This is a genomic window from Bradyrhizobium sp. sGM-13, from assembly GCF_018398875.1.
Lineage (GTDB): Bacteria > Pseudomonadota > Alphaproteobacteria > Rhizobiales > Xanthobacteraceae > Bradyrhizobium.
In genome coordinates this window covers 14,570-35,625 of sequence record NZ_JAGWDK010000023.1, presented here as the reverse complement: position 1 = coordinate 35,625, position 21,056 = coordinate 14,570, and the positions used below count along the sequence as shown (strand labels likewise).

General features: G+C 62.4%; 18 protein-coding genes. 12 read left to right on the top strand and 6 right to left on the bottom strand.

Annotated elements, in window-relative coordinates:
- Positions 1 to 184: 184 nt before the first annotated feature.
- Positions 185 to 1,054, top strand: a complete 870-nt coding sequence (locus KJQ96_RS28195) for a septal ring lytic transglycosylase RlpA family protein (RefSeq protein ID WP_249734628.1) — start codon at positions 185 to 187, stop codon at positions 1,052 to 1,054.
- Positions 1,055 to 1,135: 81 nt separating this feature from the next.
- Here the strand turns inward: KJQ96_RS28195 and KJQ96_RS28190 are convergent, their stop codons facing one another.
- On the bottom strand, positions 1,136 to 2,080 hold the full coding sequence (locus KJQ96_RS28190; RefSeq protein WP_213289639.1) for an alpha/beta fold hydrolase: 945 nt from the start codon (positions 2,078 to 2,080) through the stop codon (positions 1,136 to 1,138).
- Positions 2,081 to 2,311: 231 nt separating this feature from the next.
- Here KJQ96_RS28190 and KJQ96_RS28185 point away from each other — a divergent pair, with 231 nt between their 5' ends.
- Genes KJQ96_RS28185 through KJQ96_RS28155 form a run of 7 tightly spaced genes read left to right on the top strand, consistent with a single transcriptional unit; the run spans position 2,312 to position 9,515 of the window.
- Positions 2,312 to 3,508, top strand: a complete 1,197-nt coding sequence (locus KJQ96_RS28185) for a D-alanyl-D-alanine carboxypeptidase family protein (RefSeq protein WP_249734634.1) — start codon at positions 2,312 to 2,314, stop codon at positions 3,506 to 3,508.
- A gap of 2 nt (positions 3,509 to 3,510) precedes the next feature.
- Complete coding sequence (tmk, locus tag KJQ96_RS28180) at positions 3,511 to 4,197, top strand: dTMP kinase (RefSeq protein WP_213289637.1); 687 nt, start codon at positions 3,511 to 3,513, stop codon at positions 4,195 to 4,197.
- Complete coding sequence (locus tag KJQ96_RS28175) at positions 4,194 to 5,234, top strand: DNA polymerase III subunit delta' (protein ID WP_213289636.1); 1,041 nt, start codon at positions 4,194 to 4,196, stop codon at positions 5,232 to 5,234. Before tmk ends, KJQ96_RS28175 begins: the two co-directional genes overlap by 4 nt.
- Before the next feature lie 52 nt (positions 5,235 to 5,286).
- The gene (metG, locus tag KJQ96_RS28170) at positions 5,287 to 7,230 is read left to right on the top strand and encodes a methionine--tRNA ligase (RefSeq protein WP_213289635.1); all 1,944 of its coding nucleotides are present in this window, start codon (positions 5,287 to 5,289) and stop codon (positions 7,228 to 7,230) included.
- Between the two features lie 14 nt (positions 7,231 to 7,244).
- Positions 7,245 to 8,036, top strand: a complete 792-nt coding sequence (locus tag KJQ96_RS28165) for a TatD family hydrolase (protein WP_213289700.1) — start codon at positions 7,245 to 7,247, stop codon at positions 8,034 to 8,036.
- Entirely contained in the window at positions 8,033 to 8,839 is an 807-nt protein-coding gene (locus KJQ96_RS28160; protein WP_213289634.1) for an MBL fold metallo-hydrolase, read from the top strand. The genes KJQ96_RS28165 and KJQ96_RS28160 overlap by 4 nt, the downstream gene beginning before the upstream one ends.
- A gap of 43 nt (positions 8,840 to 8,882) precedes the next feature.
- Complete coding sequence (locus KJQ96_RS28155; protein ID WP_213289633.1) at positions 8,883 to 9,515, top strand: antibiotic biosynthesis monooxygenase; 633 nt, start codon at positions 8,883 to 8,885, stop codon at positions 9,513 to 9,515.
- A gap of 4 nt (positions 9,516 to 9,519) precedes the next feature.
- Here the strand turns inward: KJQ96_RS28155 and KJQ96_RS28150 are convergent, their stop codons facing one another.
- The 3 genes from KJQ96_RS28150 to KJQ96_RS28140 are packed head-to-tail and all read right to left on the bottom strand — an operon-like array spanning position 9,520 to position 14,137.
- Positions 9,520 to 11,169, bottom strand: a complete 1,650-nt coding sequence (locus KJQ96_RS28150) for an acyl-CoA synthetase (RefSeq protein WP_213289632.1) — start codon at positions 11,167 to 11,169, stop codon at positions 9,520 to 9,522.
- A gap of 30 nt (positions 11,170 to 11,199) precedes the next feature.
- On the bottom strand, positions 11,200 to 13,098 hold the full coding sequence (locus tag KJQ96_RS28145) for a TRAP transporter large permease subunit (protein WP_213289631.1): 1,899 nt from the start codon (positions 13,096 to 13,098) through the stop codon (positions 11,200 to 11,202).
- 19 nt (positions 13,099 to 13,117) lie between these two features.
- Positions 13,118 to 14,137, bottom strand: coding sequence for a TRAP transporter substrate-binding protein (locus KJQ96_RS28140; protein WP_213289630.1), 1,020 nt, complete (start codon positions 14,135 to 14,137; stop codon positions 13,118 to 13,120).
- 465 nt (positions 14,138 to 14,602) lie between these two features.
- Between KJQ96_RS28140 and KJQ96_RS28135 the strand changes: the two genes are divergently transcribed.
- The 4 genes from KJQ96_RS28135 (at position 14,603) to KJQ96_RS28120 (ending at position 19,590) form a co-directional block, all read left to right on the top strand.
- Complete coding sequence (locus KJQ96_RS28135) at positions 14,603 to 16,111, top strand: ATP-binding protein (RefSeq protein ID WP_213289629.1); 1,509 nt, start codon at positions 14,603 to 14,605, stop codon at positions 16,109 to 16,111.
- 54 nt (positions 16,112 to 16,165) lie between these two features.
- Entirely contained in the window at positions 16,166 to 16,648 is a 483-nt protein-coding gene (greA, locus tag KJQ96_RS28130; protein ID WP_213289628.1) for a transcription elongation factor GreA, read from the top strand.
- 641 nt (positions 16,649 to 17,289) lie between these two features.
- Positions 17,290 to 17,802: a DUF1269 domain-containing protein gene (locus tag KJQ96_RS28125; protein ID WP_213289627.1), complete on the top strand. Its 513-nt coding sequence runs from the start codon at positions 17,290 to 17,292 to the stop codon at positions 17,800 to 17,802.
- Between the two features lie 585 nt (positions 17,803 to 18,387).
- Positions 18,388 to 19,590: a Xaa-Pro peptidase family protein gene (locus KJQ96_RS28120; protein WP_213289626.1), complete on the top strand. Its 1,203-nt coding sequence runs from the start codon at positions 18,388 to 18,390 to the stop codon at positions 19,588 to 19,590.
- A gap of 70 nt (positions 19,591 to 19,660) precedes the next feature.
- Here KJQ96_RS28120 and KJQ96_RS28115 read toward each other — a convergent pair whose 3' ends face one another.
- Both KJQ96_RS28115 and KJQ96_RS28110 read right to left on the bottom strand, forming a co-directional pair.
- Positions 19,661 to 20,083: a rhodanese-like domain-containing protein gene (locus KJQ96_RS28115; protein ID WP_375293211.1), complete on the bottom strand. Its 423-nt coding sequence runs from the start codon at positions 20,081 to 20,083 to the stop codon at positions 19,661 to 19,663.
- Positions 20,084 to 20,245: 162 nt separating this feature from the next.
- Entirely contained in the window at positions 20,246 to 21,052 is an 807-nt protein-coding gene (locus KJQ96_RS28110) for an enoyl-CoA hydratase/isomerase family protein (protein WP_213289625.1), read from the bottom strand.
- Positions 21,053 to 21,056: the final 4 nt, after the last annotated feature.

Sequence of the window (21,056 nt, the reverse complement as noted above, 5' to 3'; positions counted from 1 at the left end):
ACCAGACCCCATTTCCGCCGTGTTCGGGTTGCGATATCTTCATCATGTGATGCGGAGGTGGGCCGCATCGTTGGGGTAAGGCCGCAACGCTTCCATAGGCGGTCGGCCGCTAGAAATGGTAGTTGGGGTGATGGGGATTCGACGGCCAACAACAATCGTTCTGGCAGTTCGTGGTACTGTTGCCATGGCAACATGCCTTGTCCTTGCCAATTGCGCTTCGTCGGACAAATTCGCCAGGCGGATTGATCCCAAATACGGCGTTTCCTCGAGCCCCCGCGTGGTGGCGTTCGGAGAGCCCGTGCCGAAGGGCGGGGGAACTTACCGTATCGGCAAGCCCTACACCGTCGCGGGCCGGGTCTACGTGCCGGAAGAGGATCCAAACTATCGCGCCGAGGGAATGGCTTCCTGGTATGGCGACGACTTCCATGGCCGGCTGACCGCTAATGGCGAAGTCTTCGACATGACCTCGCTGACGGCGGCCCATCCGACGCTGCCGATCCCGAGCTACGCCCGCGTGACCAATACTCGGAACGGCAAGTCGCTGATCGTCCGGGTCAATGACCGCGGCCCTTATCACGGCAACCGCCTTATCGACGTCTCGAACAAGGCGGCGGAACTGCTCGATTTCAAAGCAAATGGCGTCGCTCGGGTGCGGGTTGAATATGTCGGCCGGGCCCCGCTTGAGGGTTCCGACGACCGCCAGCTCCTGGCGACGCTGCGGACCGGCGAGCCCGCGCCGTCCCCGGCCACGGTCCGGGTCGCCTCGGCCCGCCCGTTTGTTCCCGAGATGCCGTCGTCCGCAGGTCGAATCCGGGGCGAGGTGCCGATGCCGGAGGGACGGCCCTATAGCCTCGGCAATACCTCGGCGGACTACGCCTCGATCAACGCGACCTCGGAAATGTCGGCTTCCAGTCGCACGCGTGGCCGTGCCACGGAAAATCCGCGCGCCGTGTCCTACGAGAACGAGGCCAGCTATGTGGCACCACGCCAGGCTTACCTGCCGGTCGATCCACGTGGTCCGAGCGAAGTCCTCAGCGGGCGAGGACTGTACTAGATAGCGTTTCAGGCGAAGCATGCCCTCGGACTTGATCCGGGGTGGCGCCCCGTTCGCGTCAAGAAAACGCGTCGAATACAGCTACCCCTTCAGGAAGGCGATCAGGGCGGCGTTGACCTCATCGGGCCGCTCCTGCTGAATCCAGTGACCGGCCCCGTCCAGTATGAGCTTTTGTCGCAAGTTCGGCAGCACACGCTCCATCTCGTTGACCAGCTTGGCGCCGATCAGGCCGGTGATGACGCCATCCTTCGATCCCGCGATGAACAGCGACGGCTGGTGGATTTGCGCACCCTGCCAAGGTGCGGTCAGTTCCCAATTGCGGTCGATATTGCGATACCAATTCAGTCCGCCGCGAAAGCCGGACTCCTGATAGACGGCCGCGAAATAGGCGAGGTCGGCCTCGGTCAGCCAGCCCGGCAACGGCCGATTCGGATCGGCGCCTGCGAGAAATCCCTTGCCCTCCTGAACAAATTGGTGGGCCGCCGGATCGGAGAACCCGCGCCCGGCCAGCACGATTCGCATGGTCGCTGCGACATCGCGCTCGAATTCGGCCTCTGCCACGCCCGGCGCCTGAAAATACTGCCAGTAGAAATTGGTGATGCCGTTGTTTCGCAAGGTCTCCAGCGGCAGGCCGCGTCCGCGGGAAGGGGGCGGAACGCTGAGGCCCGCCACTTTGGTAAAGATGTCGGGCCGGAACATCGCCGCATGCCAGGCGACCGGCGCGCCCCAATCATGGCCGACAATGACGGCCTGCTTTTCGCCAAGTGCCGCCACCAGCGCGACCATGTCGCCGACATTGTGGAAGATGGTGTAGGCGCCGACGTCCGCCGGCGCGCTGGTCCGGCCGAAGCCGCGCATGTCCGGGGCTACGAGATGGAAACCGGCTTCCGCGATGGCTCCGACTTGGTGCCGCCAGGAGTAGGATAACTCGGGCCAGCCATGGCAGAGCAGCACCAGCGGCCCCTGGCCCTGTTCGAAAACAAAGAAGTCGAGCCCGTTGACGGAAATAGTGCGTGAGGTTGGCATCGCGTTTCCGCCCTGTTTTTCGTATCTTGTTCTGAAATTGCAGCATCGCAACGATACGTTTCTTCGTTCGGCACCGCAATCAGATCGACACGGCCACAAGTCCAAAAACCTGTGTTGTTTGCGATACTTCCAACTGTTAGAACACATGGATTCAGGACATCGCCGATGGCAGCAGAGACTTCCGTTTCCCGCAAATCCGACACGGCGGCCATCATCCCGTGGCGCCGTCTGATGGCCGCCGTCTTCGCCCTCTCGGTCGGCTGGGGCGGCATCGTGTATGCCGCCAATAACAGCGTGCAGGGCGCTCCGAAGAAGGACGACGGCGGCTTCGATGGTGATGCGCCGACCGCGATCCTGGTCGAGGCGTCCAGCGGCAGCGTGCTGTTCGAGAAGAACGCCGACGAATTGCGGGCGCCGTCCAGCATGATGAAGCTGATGACGGTCGAGGTGGTGTTCGATGCCATCAAGCAGGGCAAGGTCAAACCGACAGACGAATATCGGATCAGCGAGAACGCCTGGCGCAAGGGCGGCGCGCCGGCCGGCGGTTCGACGATGTTTGCCATTCTCAACAGTAAGGTGTCGGTGGACGACCTGCTGAAGGGCGCGATCATCCAGAGCGGCAACGATTCCTGCATTGCGCTTGCCGAAGGCATGGCCGGCAACGAGCGGATTTTTGCCGCCGACGTCATGACCAAACGGGCGCGCGAACTCGGCCTGACGAAATCGACCTACGGAAACTCCAGTGGGCTGCCCGACCCCGCCAACAAGATGACGGTTCGTGAACTGGCCAAACTCGCCCGCCACCTGATCCTGGCCTATCCCGACATGTACAAATTGTTTGGAGAGAGAGAATTCACCTGGAACAAGATCCGGCAGCAGAACCGCAATCCGCTGCTGAACTCGCTAAATGGTGCCGACGGGCTGAAGACCGGCTACACCAAGGAGGGCGGCTACGGCATGGTCGGCTCCGCCGTGCAGAACGACACGAGGCTGATTGTCGCGATCAACGGACTGGATGATCCCGACGATCGTGCCTCAGAGGCCAAGAAGATGCTGGAGTGGGGCTTTCGCAATTTCGAGACGCGCACGCTGTTCGCGGCCAACCAGCAGGTTGGCTACGCCAAGGTGTTTGGCGGCGAAAGCCGCTCAGTGAAGCTTGCGAGCCCCGAGCCGATCAAGGTGATGGTGCCGAAGAACGGCAGCGAGAAACTGATCGCGCGGATCGTTTACAAGGGCCCGATCCAGGCGCCGATCCAATCCGGCCAGCAGGTCGGCGTCGTCAAGGTGTGGCGCGGCGCCAACATCGCCGTGGAGGCACCGGTCTATGCCGCTGAAGCGATCGGCACCGGTTCGACCGTGCGTCGCGCAATCGACGGGGTCAGCGAGCTCGTCATCGGCATGTTCCGCGCGGGCGCAGAGAAGCTCTGAGCATGACCCAGGCAACGCTGCAGCGGCCTTCCGGACGCGGGAAGTTCATTACGTTTGAAGGCGGCGAGGGCTCGGGCAAGTCCACGCAGATCAAGAAACTCGCCGAGCGCCTTGCTGCGGCAAAGCTGCGTACCATCGTCACCCGCGAGCCCGGCGGCTCGCCGGGCGCCGAAATCATGCGGCATCTCGTGCTGTCGGGAATGGGCAAGCTGCTGGGACCGGACGCCGAGACGTTGCTGTTCGCCGCCGCCCGCGACGATCACGTTCGCACCGTCATCCAGCCCGCGCTTAGCCAAGGAACATGGGTGCTGTGCGACCGCTTCTCGGATTCGACCCGCGCCTACCAGGGCAGCCTGGGGCAGGTCTCTCCGATCGTGCTCAACGCCATGCAGCGCGTCACCATCGGTGATCTGAAGCCGGACCTCACCATCATTCTGGACATCCCGGTTGAGGTTGGTTTGCAGCGCGCGGCCGCTCGCCGCGGCAGCGGTGTGCCTGACCGGTTCGAGTCAGAGGACCTGCAATTCCATCAGGACCTGCGCAATGCCTACAGGCAAATCGCCGCCGAAGACCCGCAGCGCTGCGTGCTGATCGACGCCAATGCCGATGCCGACGCGGTTGCTGCCCGCGTATGGACGGCGGTGCGCGACCATGTGTTCGCGGTCCCGACCTCGGCGGGGACGGCATGAGCGCGTGCAAGGTCGAGCAGGAGACGGCGGTCACACATCCTCGCGAGACGGCCGATCTGTTCGGTCACCGCGAGGCGGAGACGGCCCTGCTGAATGCCTATCGCAGTGGACGCATTCCGCATGCCTGGCTGATCGGCGGCCCGCAGGGCATCGGCAAGGCGACGCTGGCCTATCGTATGGCCCGTTTCGTGCTTGCCAATCCCAATCCATTGCTGCCTTCGGTGCAGCGCGCCGAGACGCTGGCACTGGATCCGGGTGATCCGGTCGCGCGTCAGATCACTGCCGGTGCCCATGGTGGGCTGTTGGTGCTGGAACGAGGTCTCAACGATCGCGGCGTGATACGCACAGTCATCACAGTGGATGAGACGCGGGAGACGATTTCGTTTTTCGGCTCGACCGCGGCGGTCGACGGCTGGCGCGTATGTATTGTCGACACCGTCGACGAGCTCAATCCAAACGCCGCCAACGCGCTGCTCAAGATTCTCGAGGAGCCGCCGCACCGATCGCTGTTTCTGCTCGTCAGCCATTCGCCGGCGCGGGCTCTGCCCACGATCCTGTCCCGCTGCCGAAAGCTGCCGCTGCGGCCGCTTGCGACCGGCGACGTCGTGCGCGCCGCGGCGCGAGCCGCCGACATCGCCCCTGATGATCCCGCGCTGTCGGAAGCTGCCGATGCCTCGGAGGGGAGCGTGTCCCGCGCGCTGACGCTGCTCGGCGGCGACGCGCTAAAGCTGCAGCAGCGGACAGCGGCGCTGCTGGCGACGCTGCCGCAGGTCGACCCGCGCGAGCTGCATGCGCTTGGCGATGCGCTGGGCACCAGCGACCGGGTGGCGCTGGCTGCTTTCATCGACGGCATCGATCGTTGGATCGGCGAAAAGCTGCGCGCTGGCGACGCCAATGCAAATCTGCCCCGCCTTGCACGGCTGGCGGAGGTATGGGAAAAGATCATCCGCGCCGCGCGCGATACCGAAGCGTACAATCTGGAGCGAAAACCGCTGGTTTTCTCGGTGTTCGGGATGCTTGCGGAAGCGACGCGGTAACGCTCCGTCCGATAATAATCCCGACAATCGTTGAGTTGAGAAGGAATTCGTGGTGGCGAAGGCTGGAAAGAAAGCTTCGAAAAAGCTCAAGGCGAAGAAGACTCGTAAAGCGCTGCCCGCCCGCGCCAGCAAAAAAGCCGCGACGAAAAAGCGTGCCGCCAGGAAAGGTGCGACCACGAGCAAGCGCGTCGTGAAGAAGTCCGGCAAGCCTTCGAAGAAAGCTGCAAAGAAAGTCGCGCGGAAGTCACCCAAAAAGGCTGCGAAGAAGGCGGCCACGAAATCTGCCAAGAACTCGGCAAAGAAATCCGCGAACAAAACGAGGAAGGCGCGCGCGGTAACTTCGCAAGAAGCCAACCCTGTCGTACCGGCGGCCCCCGTAGCTGAACGTGCAAAACCAACCAGGCCGCGCGTGAAGCCGGCTGCCGCGGCCCAGCAGGCGGTGGCTGCCGAGCGCAATACTTACTTCGTCACGACGCCGATCTTCTATCCGAACGGTATACCGCACATCGGTCATGCCTACACCGCTATGGTAACCGACGCGATCGCCCGCTTTCAGCGGCTCGACGGATTCGATGTCCGGTTTCTAACCGGAACCGACGAGCACGGCCTCAAGATGCAGCAAACCGCTGTCGCGGAAGGCCTCGCGCCACTCGCTCTTGCGGATCGCAACTCCGCGCTCTTCCGCGAGATGATGACCGCACTCAACATCTCATATGACGATTATATCCGTACTACCGAGCCGCGCCACGAGCGAGCGTGCCAAGCACTCTGGCGTGCGATCGAGAAGAACGGCGATATCTATCTCGGCAAGTATGCAGGCTGGTATTCGGTCCGTCAGGAGGCTTATTTTGACGAAGCGGAAACCACCGTCGGGGCTGACGGTATCCGCCGCGAACCGCTGGGTTCGCCGGTCGAGTGGGCCGAGGAGGAAACCTATTTCTTTCGCCTCTCGGCCTATCAGGACAAATTGCTCACTCTCTATGCGAATGTGCCCGACTTCGTGCTGCCGCGCGAGCGGCTCAATGAAGTAGTGAGTTTTGTCAAAGGTGGCCTGAAGGACCTTTCCGTCTCGCGAACGACGTTCGATTGGGGCATCAAGGTGCCGGACGCTCCATCTCATGTGATGTATGTCTGGATGGATGCGCTCACGAACTACATCACGGCCGCCGGCTATCCCGATGTCGAAAGCGACGAATTCCAGCGTTACTGGCCAGCCAATCTGCACGTCACCGGCAAGGATATCGTCCGTTTCCACGCCGTGTACTGGCCCGCATTCCTGATGGCGGCGGGCGTCGCGGTTCCACAACGGGTGTTCAGTCACGGCTTCTTGCTCAACCGTGGCGAGAAGATGTCGAAATCCGTTGGCAATGTTGTCGACCCCTTCACCATGGCGGCGCATTACGGCGTCGACCAAGTGCGCTATTTCTTTATGCGAGAAGTGTCGTTCGGTCAGGACGGCAGCTACAACCACGAAGCCATCGTCGCGCGCATCAACGCCGACCTCGCCAACGATCTCGGCAATCTGGCGCAGCGCTCGCTATCGATGATCGCGAAGCAACTCGGCGGGGTGCTGCCGGAGCCCGGCGAGTTCACCGACAACGACAAGACGATCCTGGCGCAGGCCGACGCCATGCTGGAAACCTCGCGGACCGCGATGGCGACGCAACAGATCCATCAATGGCTGAACGCCGTATGGGCCGTGGTGGCGGAAGCCAACCGTTATTTCGCGGGCGAGGCACCCTGGGCGTTGGCCAAGACCGATCCTGACAGGCAGAAAACCGTGCTGTACGTGACGGCGGAGGTGGTGCGTCAGGTGGCCATTCTCACCCAACCGGTGATGCCGGATGCATCCAGCAAGCTGCTGGATAGTCTCGGCATTCCCAACGAGAAACAAGTGCGCGATTTCGCGGCGCTTGCCACGCGGATTAAGCCGGGAACGACGCTGCCGCCGCCGGTCGGTGTATTTCCGCGCTACGTCGAACCAAAGGTGGATTGAGCCGTTTGCAAGCCATGCTCGTCGACAGCCACTGCCATCTCGACTTCCCGGATTTTGCGGATGATCTCGACGCCATCGTCGCGCGCGCCGAGGCCGCCGGGATCGGTCGTATCGTCACGATTTCAACCCGGGTGAAGCGACTCGGCGGGCTGCTCGCCATCGCCGAGCGGTTCCCTAACGTCTATTGCTCGGTCGGCACTCATCCGCATCAGGCCGATGAGGAAGACGGCATCCCCGCAAGCGAGCTGATCGAACTAACCAAGCACCCGAAGGTCGTGGCGCTCGGTGAGGCGGGGCTGGATTACTTCTACCAGCACGGCTCCCGCGAGGCGCAGGAGCGCGGGTTTCGCGCACATATCGCGGCCGCGCGCGCCACGGGCCTGCCGTTGGTCATTCACACTCGCGAAGCCGACGAGGATTGCGGCCGTATTCTCGAAGACGAAGTGGCAAAGGGACCTTTTAAAGCTGTCCTCCATTGCTACACCGGCGGACGCGAGCTGGCGATGAAGGCAATTGCGTTGGGCCTGTCGATCTCGTTCACGGGCATTTTGACGTTCAAGAAGTCGGAAGCCTTGCGCGAGCTCGCCGCCGAACTCCCGGCCGACCGCATCATGGTCGAAACCGACTCGCCCTATCTGGCGCCCGGCAAGTTTCGCGGCAAGCGCAACGAGCCGTCTTACGTGGTCGAAGTCGCCAAAGTGCTGGCGGAAACGCGCGGCGTCTCGCTGGAAGAGATTTCGCGGCAGACGACCGAAAACTTCTTTCGCCTGTTCTCCAAAGTGCCGGCGCCGAAGGTTGCGGCATGATGCTGACGCTGACGATCCTCGGTTGCGGCTCCTCGGCCGGTGTGCCCCGCCCGGCGCTCGGCTGGGGCGCCTGCGATCCCAACAATCCCAAGAACCGTCGCCGCCGCTGCTCGCTGCTGGTCGAGCGGACGGGTGCCCACGGCACCACGCGGATCGTGATCGACACCTCGCCCGACCTGCGCGAGCAATTGATCGACGCGAACGTCGATCACATCGACGCGGTGTTTCTGACGCATGAGCACGCTGACCAGACCCATGGCATCGACGATCTGCGTTCGGTCGTGCTGCACCAGCGCCGCCGCATTCCCGTCTACTTCAACCAGTCGACCGCCAAAGACATCATGGCGCGGTTCTCCTATTGCTTCATCTCGCCGGAGGGGAGCGACTATCCGCCGATCCTGACGCGCCACGCGATCGAAGCCGGCGAGAGCCACACCACCGAGGGCAGAGGCGGCCCGCTGAAGCTCTCTGCGTTCCTGGTTCAGCACGGCAAGATCCCCGCGCTCGGCTTCCGCATCGGGGCCGCCGCCTACACCCCCGATCTCCACGACATTCCCGAGGAGAGCTGGCCGTCGCTCGAAAACCTCGACCTCTGGATCGTCGACGGCCTGCGCTATGCCGGGCATCCCAGCCATTTCAGCGTCAACGACGCGCTGTCCTGGATCAAGCGCTTCAAGCCGAAGCAGGCTGTCATCACCAACATGCATTCCGACCTCGACTACGAGGTATTGCGCCAGAGCCTGCCGCCGGGCGTGATCCCGGCCTATGATGGCTTGCGGCTGACGCTGAACAGCGCAGGCTGAGTCTGCCGCGGCAAGTCTGCGCGCCGGGCGCGGAGGGACGTCGATGATTGGTCTGTTCTTTGAAGTCCAGACAAGGCCCGGGCACCGCGATCAATATCTCGATCTTGCGGCCTCGCTAAAGCCCGAGCTTGAAGCGATCGGCGGCTGTCTCTTCATCGATCGTTTCAGGAGTTTGACACGGGAGAACCTACTGCTGTCGTATCAGATATGGCAGGACGAGGGGACCCTGACGGCGTGGCGCACCCATGCTCACCATCACGACGTCCAGACAATCGGCCGCGAGAAGGTCTTTTCGGACTATCGCATCCGGGTCGCCCAAGTGATCCACGAAGCGAGGCCCGGACAAGCAGTCTGGCAGCCCGAGCGGCGTACGTCCTACAACGATCCGGCAAGGCGCAAGCCGACATATGTGCTGCTGGCTGAGTCGAAGAACGCCACGCTGCCGGCACAGACCGGATGGCGCCGTGACGCTTTCGCAAGCGTCTATCGTGACGGGCACTTCGCGCATTTGATCGATCTACCAGACGATCAAGCCGGCATCGAATTCGGCACCAGGCTGTTTGCCGATCCGACAACCGAGTATTTCCGCGTTTTCGAGGTCATGCGCGATTACGGGATGTACGAACGGACCGAAGCGCCGCAGTACTATCCGCCCGTCACGCTTCGCTCGCAATAACGTGTCACGCCGATATCGCCTTTGCCGATTCCACCTTGTTGCGCAGCATGAATTTCTGGATCTTGCCGGTGGATGTCTTCGGGATCGGGCCGAACACCACTGCCTTGGGCGTCTTGAAGCCGGACATGTGGCTGCGGCAGAAGGCGATGATCTCGGCCTCCGTGGCCTTGGCGCCATCCTTCAGCTCGACGAAGGCACAGGGCACTTCGCCCCATTTGGGGTCAGGCTTTGCGACGACGGCTGCGAACAGCACGGCGGGGTGCTTGTAGAGGACATCCTCGACCTCGACGGAGGAAATGTTCTCGCCGCCGGAGATGATGATGTCCTTGGAGCGGTCCTTGATGATGACGTAGCCATGCTCGTCGAGCACCCCGAGATCGCCGGTGTGAAACCAGCCGCCGGCGAAGGCTTCCTGCGTCGCCTTCTCGTTCTTGAGATAACCCTTCATCACGATATTGCCGCGGAACATGACCTCGCCGATGGTTTCGCCATCGCGCGGCACCTCCTGCATGGTCTGCGGGTCGAGCACGGTGACGGCTTCTTCCAACGGGTAGGGCACGCCCTGCCGGCGCTTGAGCTGCGCGCGCTGGTCGGCTGGCAGTTCGTCCCAACCCGGCTGCTCGGCGCAGACGGAGGCGGGGCCGTAGACCTCGGTCAGCCCGTAGACATGCGTCAGTTTGATGCCGATGCTCTCGGCGCCCTCGAGCACGGCAACCGGAGGTGCTGCGCCCGCGATCAACCCGACCACGCGGCGAGCCTTGTCGCCCTTGGGCGCACCGGGCGCGTTGATCAGCGTGTTGTAGACGATCGGTGCACCGCACATGTGGGTAACGCCGTGCTTCGCGATCAGCTCGAAGATTTTTGCCGGATCGACCTTGCGCAGGCAGACATTGGTGCCGGCGGCGGCAGCGACCGTCCACGGGAAGCACCAGCCGTTGCAATGAAACATCGGCAGCGTCCAGAGATACACCGGATGCTGGCCGAGATTGCCGGCCAGAATATTGCTGACAGCATTGAGATAAGCGCCGCGGTGATGAGTGACGACACCTTTCGGGTTGCCCGTCGTGCCCGAGGTATAGCTCAGCGCAATCGCGTCCCATTCATCGCCCGGAAGCCGTGCGACGAAGCCGGGATCGCCCGCCGCGACCGCCGCCTCGTACTCGATCTCACCAATCCGTTTGCCGCCTGCAAACGCCGCGTCGTCGACATCGACGGCGAAAGGCTTTGGCCCCTTCATCAGCGTCATCGCTTCCGCAATCACGCCGGCGAATTCTGGATCGACCAGGATGATTTTCGCGCCGCCATGGTCGAGCTGGAAGGCAATCGAGGGCGCGTCGAGCCGGATGTTCAGCGCGTTAAGGACGGCACCGGCCATTGGCACGGCGAAATGCACCTCGTTCATCGCGGGGACATTCGGCAACATCGCCGCGACCGTGTCGCCGACTCCAATACCCCGCCCGGCGAGCCAGGACGCAAAGCGTCGACAGCGTTCGTAAGTCTCGGCCCAGGTAAAGCTGCGGCCTTCATAGACCGTGCTGATGTGGTCGGGATAGACAGCGGCGCTGCGGGCAAGAAAACTCAGCGGCGTCAGCGGCACGTAATTCGCCGGCGTTTTGTCCAATCCGATCGAATACTGGTTCTGGGCTGCGCTCATTGGCTGTGTCCCATCTACAAAGGTTTGACCTTACAAGAACCCGATGGAAATCCACGGGAAGATCGCCACGATAATCAGGCCGACCATCAGCGCCAGCAGGTAACCCCAGATCGGGCGGATACCCTCGGCCGGATCGACGCGTCCGATGGCGCAGGCCGCATAATAGCCCACTCCGAAGGGCGGCGCGAATAGCCCGATACCCATCGCGAGAATAACGATCATCGCGTAGTGGACCTCGTGGACGCCGACCGCACGGGCGATCGGAAACAATAACGGCCCAAACAGCACGATCGCCGGAATGCCCTCGAGCACGCTGCCCAGGATCACAAAGGCTACGATCGAGACCGCGATGAACGTCGCCGAGCCACCAGGCAGGCCGGTCATGGCGGCCGCCAGCGTCCGCGAAAAGCCGGACTGTGTGAGGCCCCAGGCCATGCCGGTGGCGCAGCCGATGATCAGCAAGATCGCGCCCGACAGGCACGCGGTCTCGACCAACATTGGCACGATCCGGCGCCAGTCGAAGTTGCGGTAGATCAAGAGACCGTAAATCAGGTAGCCGACGACAAAGGCATATACGATGCCGATGGTCGAAACCTCGGTCGCGGTCGCGATGCCTTCGACCACGGCGTAGCGGATCACGAACGGCAGCGCGATGGCGGGCAGGGCGATGGCAAACGCGCGGGCGATCTCGTTGACGCTCGCCCGCGTGACGTGCCGCAGATCCTCGTTCCGGTAACGCCACCACACGAGCGCCGATAGGGTGATTGCCAGCACCAGGCCCGGCAACAGGCCGCCGGTGAACAGCGCCGCGATCGATACGCCCGTGACCGAGCCGATGGTGATCAGCACCAGGCTCGGCGGAATGGTCTCGGTCTGCGCGCCCGTGGCGGAGAGGAGGGCGACCAGATCGCCCGGCTTGGCGCCGCGCGCCTTCATCTCGGGAAACAGCACCGGCGCCACGGCGGCCATGTCAGCGGCCTTGGAGCCGGAGATGCCCGACACCAGATACATCGCCCCGACCAGCACGTAATGCAGCCCGCCGCGGACATGACCGAGCAAGCTTGCGAGGAACGCCACCATGGCGCGCGCCATGCCCGTCATCTCGATCAGCAGGCCAAGGAAGACGAACAGCGGCACCGACAGGAGGATGAGGTGGCTCATGCCCTCGTCCATGCGCCCGACCAGCACCATCAGCGGCGTGCCCGTGGTCAGCGCCAGATAGCCATAGGTTGCCAAGCCAAAGCCGAACGCGATCGGTACGCCGGCAAACACGCAGAAGCCGGCCACGCCGACAAAGAAGATGATCAGATTGAGGTTGCCGAGCGGCTTGAGCGAGCCCCTGAGCAGCCAGAATATCCCGATGACGAGCGCGACCGACAGGATCGCGCCCAGCACCATGCGAACGTTGCCGACGCGGGCCAGACGCAGGAAAGCAAACAGCGCCATCAGGGCAATGCCGACCGGCAGCGCCGCGGCACGCCAACTATTGAGAACCTGCAGGGCCGGCGTGGTGATGTAGCTTTCCTCGTAGGCGTATTCATAAGCCGGCCAGGCGATCAGGATAAGAAACGCCAGGGCGGCTGATGTCGCCACCAGATCGAGATAGGCGCGCATCGCGGGCTTCGCGTTGGCGACGACCGCCGTCATCCGCATATGCTCGGCGCGTCGGAACGCAACCGCGGCGCCAAGCATGGCGAGCCACAGGAACAGGATTGAGGCCAGTTCGTCAGACCAGATCAGCGGCCGGTGCAGCGCGTAGCGCGCCACCACGCCGGCAAACAGGATGATGATTTCGGCGACGACCAGCAGCGCTGCGGGAAGCTCGACCAGCATTCCCAGGGCGTGTTCGATGGAAGCCAGCAACGAACGGCGGCGAGGGGGCTGAGCCACCTCACCGCCAACCACTTCACTCAGTTCGGCATGAGCCACGACGGCCCCTCACATGCGCTTAGGACAGCTTGCCCACGGATTTCTCGAGCAGCTCCCAAGCCTGGTCGCCGTATTTACCTTTCCATTCCGCGTAGAAGCCGGCCGAGCGCAGCTTGTCGCGGAACGGCGTCACATTGGGCTGGTTGAAGGTCAGGGCCTTGCCGGCCAGTTCCTGCTGCAGCCCGGCGTTCAGCTTGGCGACGTCCTCGCGCTCCTTGATGGCCGCCGCGTTGATGTTCTTGGCGACGATCGTCCTGACATCCTCAGGCAGCTTTTCCCAGGCGCGGCGGTTTGCCAGGAACCAGAAGCCGTCCCACATGTGGTTGGTCAGCGAGCAGAACTTCTGCACTTCGTATAGTTTTGCGGTCGAGATGATCGCCAGCGGGTTTTCCTGGCCCTCGACGATCTTGGTCTGTAGCGCCGAATAAACCTCGCTGAAATTGATCGAGGCGGGCGCTGCATCGAACGCCTTGAACATGGAGGTCCAGAGCGGCGACACCGGCACCCGGATCTTGAAGCCCTTGAGGTCCTCCGGGCCGCTAATGGGTTTGGTCGAGGATGTGGTCTGGCGGAAGCCGTTATCCCAGATCTTGTCCATCACCACGAGATTGGCCTTGGTGATCTCGCCGCGGATATAGGCACCCAAGCCCCCGTCCATGGCCTTCCAGACCGTGTCGTAATCCGGGAACGCAAAACCGATGCCGCTGATGGACGCCGCCGGCACCAGCGTCGCCAGAATCAGTCCCGAGAGCGTGAAAAACTCGACGCCGCCCGACCTGATCTGGCTCAGCATGTCAGTATCGGAACCGAGCTGGTTGTTCGGGAAAATCTGCAGGTCAAACCGGCCGTTGGTCTCGGCCTTGATCGCCGCCGCCATTTCCTTGGCGCGAGCGTTCATGGGATGGCCGTCCGGAAGATTATTGGCGTATTTGTAGGTAAATTCCGCGCTCTGGGCCCGCGCCACCAACGGTGCGCCGATGCCGCCCAAAACCGCTGACGCAGCGGATGCCTTGAGAAGCGTGCGTCGTGAAAAGCTCATCTCATTCTCCCTTGAGAGTTATTGTTCTTGAGGTCCGAGACACGAACCTGCAGTCCACGGGATCACCGCGCTCGCGCGCTTATTGCAGCGTCAGCAGATGTCGGCAATAGGAATGGCCGGGACGCAGCAGATCACGACGGCCATGGCCGGCCAGAGCTGACTGGATTTGCCAACATATCCGTCTAAATATCTGATCTAATTGTAGATATAAATATTCCATAATATACCTTATGCGAATTACGGATATCTGAGCTGTCGTTTGATTTGCTCCGCTCAATCGCCTCTGTTGCGTTTCACGCCCTATCGTCGCGCGCAAATCGGGTGAATACCAAATCCTGATCTTTGAGATCTGGGTTGATGCATCGACCAACCGTGGAGAACGCAGAGTGATCGGCCATGGGCTGCTCGACGGGCTGCGATCAGGTTGTTAAGCCCCGCCTCCCTAGAGAGACTTTGAGTCGATACATGACCGTTGCGATCGAGATGGGACACACGACCGCAGGCGCCCCGGCGACTTTGGACCTTGAGGAACTGCTTGCGACCCGCCTGCTGGTCCAAGGCAATTCGGGCTCCGGCAAATCCCATCTGCTACGCCGGCTGCTGGAACAGAGTGCCCCCTGGGTGCAACAGACCATCATCGACCCCGAAGGCGACTTCGTCGCGCTTTCCGACCGTTTCGGCCACCTCCTGATCGATGCCGAGGACCATACCGAGCGGGGTCTGCAGGTGGCCGGCGAACGAGCGCGCATCCATCGCGTCTCCACGGTGCTCAATCTCGAGGGGCTCGACGCCGAGAATCAGATGCGGCGCGCCGCCGCCTTTCTTAGCGGGCTTTTCGAAGTGGTCCGCGACCACTGGTATCCTATGCTGGTGGTGGTGGATGAGGCGCAGCTCTTCGCACCGGCAGTCGCCGGCGAGGTTTCGGACGAGGCGCGCAAACTCTCGCTCGCCGCCATGACGAACCTGATGTGCCGCGGCCGCAAACGCGGACTTGCCGGGGTTATCGCCACCCAGCGACTGGCGAAGCTCGCCAAGAACGTCGCGGCCGAGGCGTCCAATTTCCTCATGGGCCGAACTTTTCTGGATATCGACATGGCGCGCGCCGCCGATCTTCTGGGCATGGAACGGCGGCAGGCAGAGGCCTTCCGGGATCTGGAGCGTGGACAGTTCATGGCGCTGGGACCGGCCCTCTCCCGCCGTCCGCTAGGGCTGCGTATTGGTCCAACCGATACCACGCCGCGCAACGCGACCCCGCGCCTGATGCCTCTGCCGGAAGCGACACTTGACGCACGCGCCATCATCCTGGCGGCGCCGCCGCCCGAGAACAATCGGGCCCAGCGTCGGTCGCCGCCAGACCTCCTCGCCCAGCTCATGGCGGCGAAGTCAGCGGCGCTGGAGATCCGTCCCGAGGCGGTGGAGCAGCCACTCAGCGCTGAGGAGCTGGTTGAGCGGCGTGAACGAGTGGACCGTATTCTGCGCGCCATCATGGCGGAACCCGAGGCCGGATTCCGTGCCGTCGGCGTGCTCTATCAGGAGTTCGTGGTCCGCTGCCGAATAGAGGGCCTCGGTTCGGCCGTGCCGGACCTAGGTGACTTCCGTCGCATGCTGACACGCGCCCGCGCCGGGCTCAGCTCCGATATGGCAGAGGATGACGGGTGGCAGGATGTCTCGGTCCGCGCCTCACTTCTGCCGGAGGATATGCAGGGCGTCTTCATGATGATCGCCCGCGCCGCGAAGGAAGGTTGGCCCTGCCCGGGCGATGCAGCGATTGCGCGCGCCTACGGCTCACATTCGTTGCGCCGTGCACGGCGTCTGCTGACCTACATCGAGGAGCAGGGCCTCATTGTTTGCCAGCTTGACGGTGCCGGTCGGCGGATCGTGACGCTCGTCGAACTGGCCTGGGCCACGGCACCGGGCGACCCCAATGCCGAGGAACTGCCGGCCGAGCTAGGCTGCAGCAATTCGGCTCTATGATGCGACGGTCGAGCGCGCACTCAGACATTACCATGCCTAAAAGGAGTTCCGAGCTTGAGCGTTGCCTTCGCCAAGGAAGACAGTGCCGAAACTGCGTCGGAGACTTTGCTTCCCGACCGCCCGGTTTCACCTCATCCGAATCTTGTTACGGAAGCGGGATTGCAGGCTCTGGAATCTGAACTCCACCAGGCCCGCGAGGCTTATGAGACGGCGCAGAAGATCGAGGACGTTAATGAACGACGGCGGCAAGCGGCAATCCCGCTGCGCGATATGCGCTACTTTGCGGCGAGAGTTCGGACGGCTCAGGTCATCCCCAATCCGACGTCGACTGACACTGTCGCCTTCGGGAGCACGGTGACCTTCAGACGCGACGATGGACGCGTACAAAAATATCGTATCGTGGGGGAGGACGAGGCAGATCCTAAGGCAGGATCCATTTCCTTCGTGTCACCAGTAGCAAGGCTGCTGATGGGCAAAGCCGTTGGTGATGAGGTCGACGCATCAGGTCAAAAACTTGAGATCATTTCGATCTCGTAGCACCTCCCGCGCCGGACGCCGCCGATGTTCGGGATGGCCGATTTGCGCCAAAACCGGACCTCTACAACCGCCGATCACTACCCCTCGCCCGTGGCGCGGTATCCAAAGCAAGGCTGGCATGCCGTTTTCGGTTATCGGCTGAGTTGAGGCGGAAAAACGAAACGGCTTTGGCATTTTGGTTGTGGGCACGCTGCCCGGCAACATCTAGTTAGCGCGCTTGCGGCCCGCCACAAAAGCAAGCGCGCGCTCAGCCTCGCGAGCTGATTGAGCTGTCGCTGGTCCGTCTATCAGATCGGCAACGTTCACCGCATCGTGAAGGCACGCTCAAGGCGAGGCTTGAGCACCAATAGGCTCTCAAGTTGTTGTTGGCTTCGAAAGCAGGACCAGAGTTGCCGCCAGAAGCAGGCGCTTCTGATCGAAGGCGTTGGACTCGTCTCTTGCCGGGACTGGCAGCGCTTGTCGTCCCGCCAGTCGCGTGCCTTGTGCCCGGCGCCATCGCAAAATGAGTGGCGGCAATTCCTCGGCGGGCCCGCCACTCTGCTGCGCCAGCAAACGTGGGTCCAGGACTTGGTAGATCGAGGACTTGGACGTCACAGACAAAGCATGCCGATATTGAAACCTGTCTACGAAAGGAGAGCACAATGAGCGATCTGGTCGTTCTCGGCTTTGATGGACTGCACACCGCAGATGAGGTGCTCAACAAGCTGCGGTCTCTGCAGAAGGAGTACCTCATCGATCTCGAAGATGCTTGCGTCGTTGAACGCGAGAAGGGCGGTAAAGTCTACCTCAAGCAAGCCGTCAGCCTAACGAAAGTTGGCGCGGCCACCGGCGGGACCACCGGCGCCTTGTGGGGCGCGCTTGTCGGTCTGCTCTTCCTGAATCCACTCGCCGGAATGGCGCTCGGTGCAATTGCCGGTGCCGGCATGGGCGCTTTATCAGGCTCTCTCACCGACTTCGGAATCCGTGACGACTTCATCAAGAAGCTCGGAGAGACGATTCCGGAAGGATCCTCCGCGCTCTTTGTGCTCTTCAGGAAAGTCACCGAAGACAAGGTGCTGCCGGAGATCGAACCATTCAAGCCGCGCGTCCTTCGAACTTCCCTCTCAACCGATGCGGAGAAGAGGCTCACGGCCGAGCTAAGCAAGGCGGCGTGAGTCGAGGAAACAGCTTAAGGCACTAGAAGAGGCTCGCGCTGCTAAACTACGGATTTGGCAGCTCGAGCTATTTCGTTCTGAATTTTAGTTCTTGATCACATGGAGGCGGGCATGAACACCCGGGCCGTATGCGGCGCTTTGATCATGAGCGGATTGGTGGCGGTCGCTGCACCTTCAAATCTGTCCCTGGCTCAATCGACTGACACCGGCGTGTCCGCGCCAAAAGGATACCGGCGCATCCGCCCCCAAGAGTGCCACGCCAAATACGAATATGAACCCGACGAAACACCGGTATTGGCGTCAGCGCGGCGGAAGGCATCCGCACTATGGCAGCCGGCGCGTTCGTACCTAGGCGCAGGCGTCACTTGGGCGGCGTTTCTCGGGGAAACTAACGGCTCCCTAGCGTTTTCGCGATCGAGGCTCAGACGCAGCCGGAAACGACAGCCAGCGTTCGTCAATCTGCATTGGAGCTCGCCGATTTCACCGCTGGTAGGAACCCCGCTTCCCACTCACAATGCGGCTCCAGGCGAAACACAAAGCCCCGAGGCCGGTTGGTTCAAGCCGGCCGCAACGGAGGTCCTCATCATGCAAGAACACGTCAGTCGCCCGACCGAACCTCGCGCCATTCCATTTGACACCGCCAAGCTCGACTCCCTTATGGAAGCGGCTGGACTCGATATCCTGGTCGCGACGTCGAAGCACAATGTCCAATACCTGCTCGACGCGGAGCGCGCGATCTTCTTCGACTACATGGACGCGCTCGGCGTCACCCGGTACTTGCCCGTCCTGATCTACCCGAAGGGCGCGCCCGACAAGGCGGCCTATATCGGGCACCGGCTGGAAACGCACCAGCGGACCGTGGCGCCACTTTGGGTTCCGCAAGTTCGCACCGAGGGCAACGGCTCGTTGGATGCTGCTTCGCTGGCGGCAGGCCTGATCAAGAGCGCGGGCGTACCGATGAAGCGCATCGGCGTCGAAATGCCGTTTATGCCGATGGATGCCGGCAAGGCCCTTTCGGACGCCCTGCCCGATAGCGAGATCAAGGATGCGCTGTTGGTGCTCGAGCGCCTGCGTGCCGTGAAGTCGCCGGCGGAGCTGGCCAAGCTGAAAAAGGCCTCGGAATTGGTGATCGAATCCATGGACGAGGTGATCGCAAACCACGGCCCGGGCACCACCAAGCAGCAGCTTTTCGACGCACTGAGGATCGCAGAGGTCAAGCGCGGATTGACTTTCGAGTATTGCCTGCTCGCCTGCGGCGCCAGCCACAACCGCGCGCCTTCCGCCCAGCGCTGGGAAACCGGCGACGTGCTGTCGCTGGATTCCGGCGGCAACTATCACGGCTATATTGGCGACCTCGCGCGGATGGCTGTGCTGGGCGAACCGGACAGCGAGCTCAAGGACCTGCTGGCCGAAATCGAAGCCATCCAGCGGGTCGCGTTCGCCGCGGTGCGGCCGGGCGCGATGGGCGGCGAAATCTATGCCGCGGCGGAAAAGCGGCTCGCGCAGTCCAGTCAGCACGACTGCACCGACTTCCTGGCGCACGGCATGGGGCTAGTCACCCACGAGGCCCCTCGCCTGACGGCCAACGGCCCTATTCCCTACGATGACCCGGACGCGCGCCGGCCCTTGGAGCCCGGCATGGTGGTATCGATCGAAACGACGATGAAGCACCCGCGCCGTGGCTTCATTAAGCTGGAGGACACGGTTGCAGTGACCGCAACCGGCTACGAGATATTCGGTGAAGGCAGCCGCGGCTGGAATATTGGCGGCAGCGCAGTGGCGCGGTGAGGTGCTTTTGAAGTCAGGTTGCGACGACCGTCGCGCGATGCGCGGTCGTGCGCGAATGTTGGCTTGAACCTCAGCCCTTTTCGACGTCTCCGCCTGCGTCCAACCAGCCTTTGAAGCCGCCGAGATTGCGTACGTTGCCGTAACCCATATCCTTCAGCGTCTTTCCCACCAGCGCGGAACGCCCGCCGGATGCGCAGTAAGCAATAACCGTCTTGGTCCGATCGAAGGCCTTATCATGCATCGCTGAGGCAGGATCCGCCTTGAACTCCACGAGGCCGCGCGGTATGGCGACGGCACCCGGAACTTTTCCAGAGGCAGTAACTTCCGCCGGCTCCCGAACGTCGAGGAAAACCACATCGGCCCTCCCCAGCAATCCCTTGGCTTCATCGGGACTGATACGCGGGACTTCAGCATCGGCTTCGGCGAGCATCGCTTGTACGGTTTTCATTAGGCCTTCTCCATATGTGGGCTCGCCAATAACGGCGGTGTACAATCTAAGCTCCCGCAAGGCACGCAATGCTCGCAGGTTGCAAGGGGCAATTAGCCCATCCTGTTTTGATTTCGATCATGCAATTGAAGGATGCTGCGATATATTTTTGGGTGTGGCAATCCCACTGGTTGTCGCGGCAAATCCGGCTAACACGGCCATACCGCGCTATTTCCCCCTGAACTTCGGCTTGCGTCGCTCCAGAAACGCCGCGACGCCTTCCTTGTGGTCCTCGGTCATGCTCGCCAGCGCAAACTGGTCGACGTCCATGTGGCTGGCGAGATCATCGAGCGCATGCGCAAGGCGATTGACGGTCAGCTTGGTCATCGCGACGGATAACGGCGGCTGAGCAGCTATTTTATTGGCGAGCGCCATCGCTGCGTCGAAAGCCTTGCCGGGATCAGCGACCTCCTCCACCAGGCGCCATTCGTAAGCCTCGGCCGCGGTGATGCGCTGGTCGGCCAGGATTACGGCCTGCTTGGTGCGGGCCGGTCCCATCAGGTGCAGCATGCGCGGCACGCTCTGCCAGCTCATATTCATGCCGAGGCCGATTTCGGGCACGCGCATATGGGCATCGCGGGCCATCACCCGGAAATCCAGCGCAACCGCCAGCGCCACGCCGCCGCCGACGCAAAAGCCCTCGATGGCGCCGATCGTGATCTGCTCCATGTCCTGCCACGCCCGGGTTAGCCGCGGCCCGAGCTTCAAGTGCCGGCGCAAGGCTCCGAGGTCCATGGTCTTGCGCGAACGTCCCTCGGGGTCCTTGAGATCAAAGCCGGCACTGAACGACTTTGCGCCGCCGGTCAGCACCACGACCGAGGTCGCGCCGTCGTTTTCAAAACTGCGGGCGGCGTCGGTGAGCTGGCGCAGCGCCTCCGGCGACAATGCGTTGATGCCGTCGCCGCGGTCGAAGCGCACGACAGCGATACGGCCGTCGGGCCCGAGGCCTTTTTCAATCGTCACAAACCCGGTCAATCCA

Excerpts from the sequence above, each read along its gene's own strand:
- KJQ96_RS28195 (WP_249734628.1), top strand. The coding sequence starts at position 185 with ATGGCAACATGCCTTGTCCTTGCCAATTGCGCTTCGTCGGACAAATTC.
- KJQ96_RS28190 (WP_213289639.1), bottom strand. The coding sequence starts at position 2,080 with ATGCCAACCTCACGCACTATTTCCGTCAACGGGCTCGACTTCTTTGTT.
- KJQ96_RS28185 (WP_249734634.1), top strand. The coding sequence starts at position 2,312 with ATGGCCGCCGTCTTCGCCCTCTCGGTCGGCTGGGGCGGCATCGTGTAT.
- tmk (WP_213289637.1), top strand. The coding sequence starts at position 3,511 with ATGACCCAGGCAACGCTGCAGCGGCCTTCCGGACGCGGGAAGTTCATT.
- KJQ96_RS28175 (WP_213289636.1), top strand. The coding sequence starts at position 4,194 with ATGAGCGCGTGCAAGGTCGAGCAGGAGACGGCGGTCACACATCCTCGC.
- KJQ96_RS28165 (WP_213289700.1), top strand. The coding sequence starts at position 7,245 with ATGCTCGTCGACAGCCACTGCCATCTCGACTTCCCGGATTTTGCGGAT.
- KJQ96_RS28160 (WP_213289634.1), top strand. The coding sequence starts at position 8,033 with ATGATGCTGACGCTGACGATCCTCGGTTGCGGCTCCTCGGCCGGTGTG.
- KJQ96_RS28155 (WP_213289633.1), top strand. The coding sequence starts at position 8,883 with ATGATTGGTCTGTTCTTTGAAGTCCAGACAAGGCCCGGGCACCGCGAT.
- KJQ96_RS28150 (WP_213289632.1), bottom strand. The coding sequence starts at position 11,169 with ATGAGCGCAGCCCAGAACCAGTATTCGATCGGATTGGACAAAACGCCG.
- KJQ96_RS28140 (WP_213289630.1), bottom strand. The coding sequence starts at position 14,137 with ATGAGCTTTTCACGACGCACGCTTCTCAAGGCATCCGCTGCGTCAGCG.
- KJQ96_RS28135 (WP_213289629.1), top strand. The coding sequence starts at position 14,603 with ATGACCGTTGCGATCGAGATGGGACACACGACCGCAGGCGCCCCGGCG.
- KJQ96_RS28125 (WP_213289627.1), top strand. The coding sequence starts at position 17,290 with ATGAGCGATCTGGTCGTTCTCGGCTTTGATGGACTGCACACCGCAGAT.
- KJQ96_RS28120 (WP_213289626.1), top strand. The coding sequence starts at position 18,388 with ATGCAAGAACACGTCAGTCGCCCGACCGAACCTCGCGCCATTCCATTT.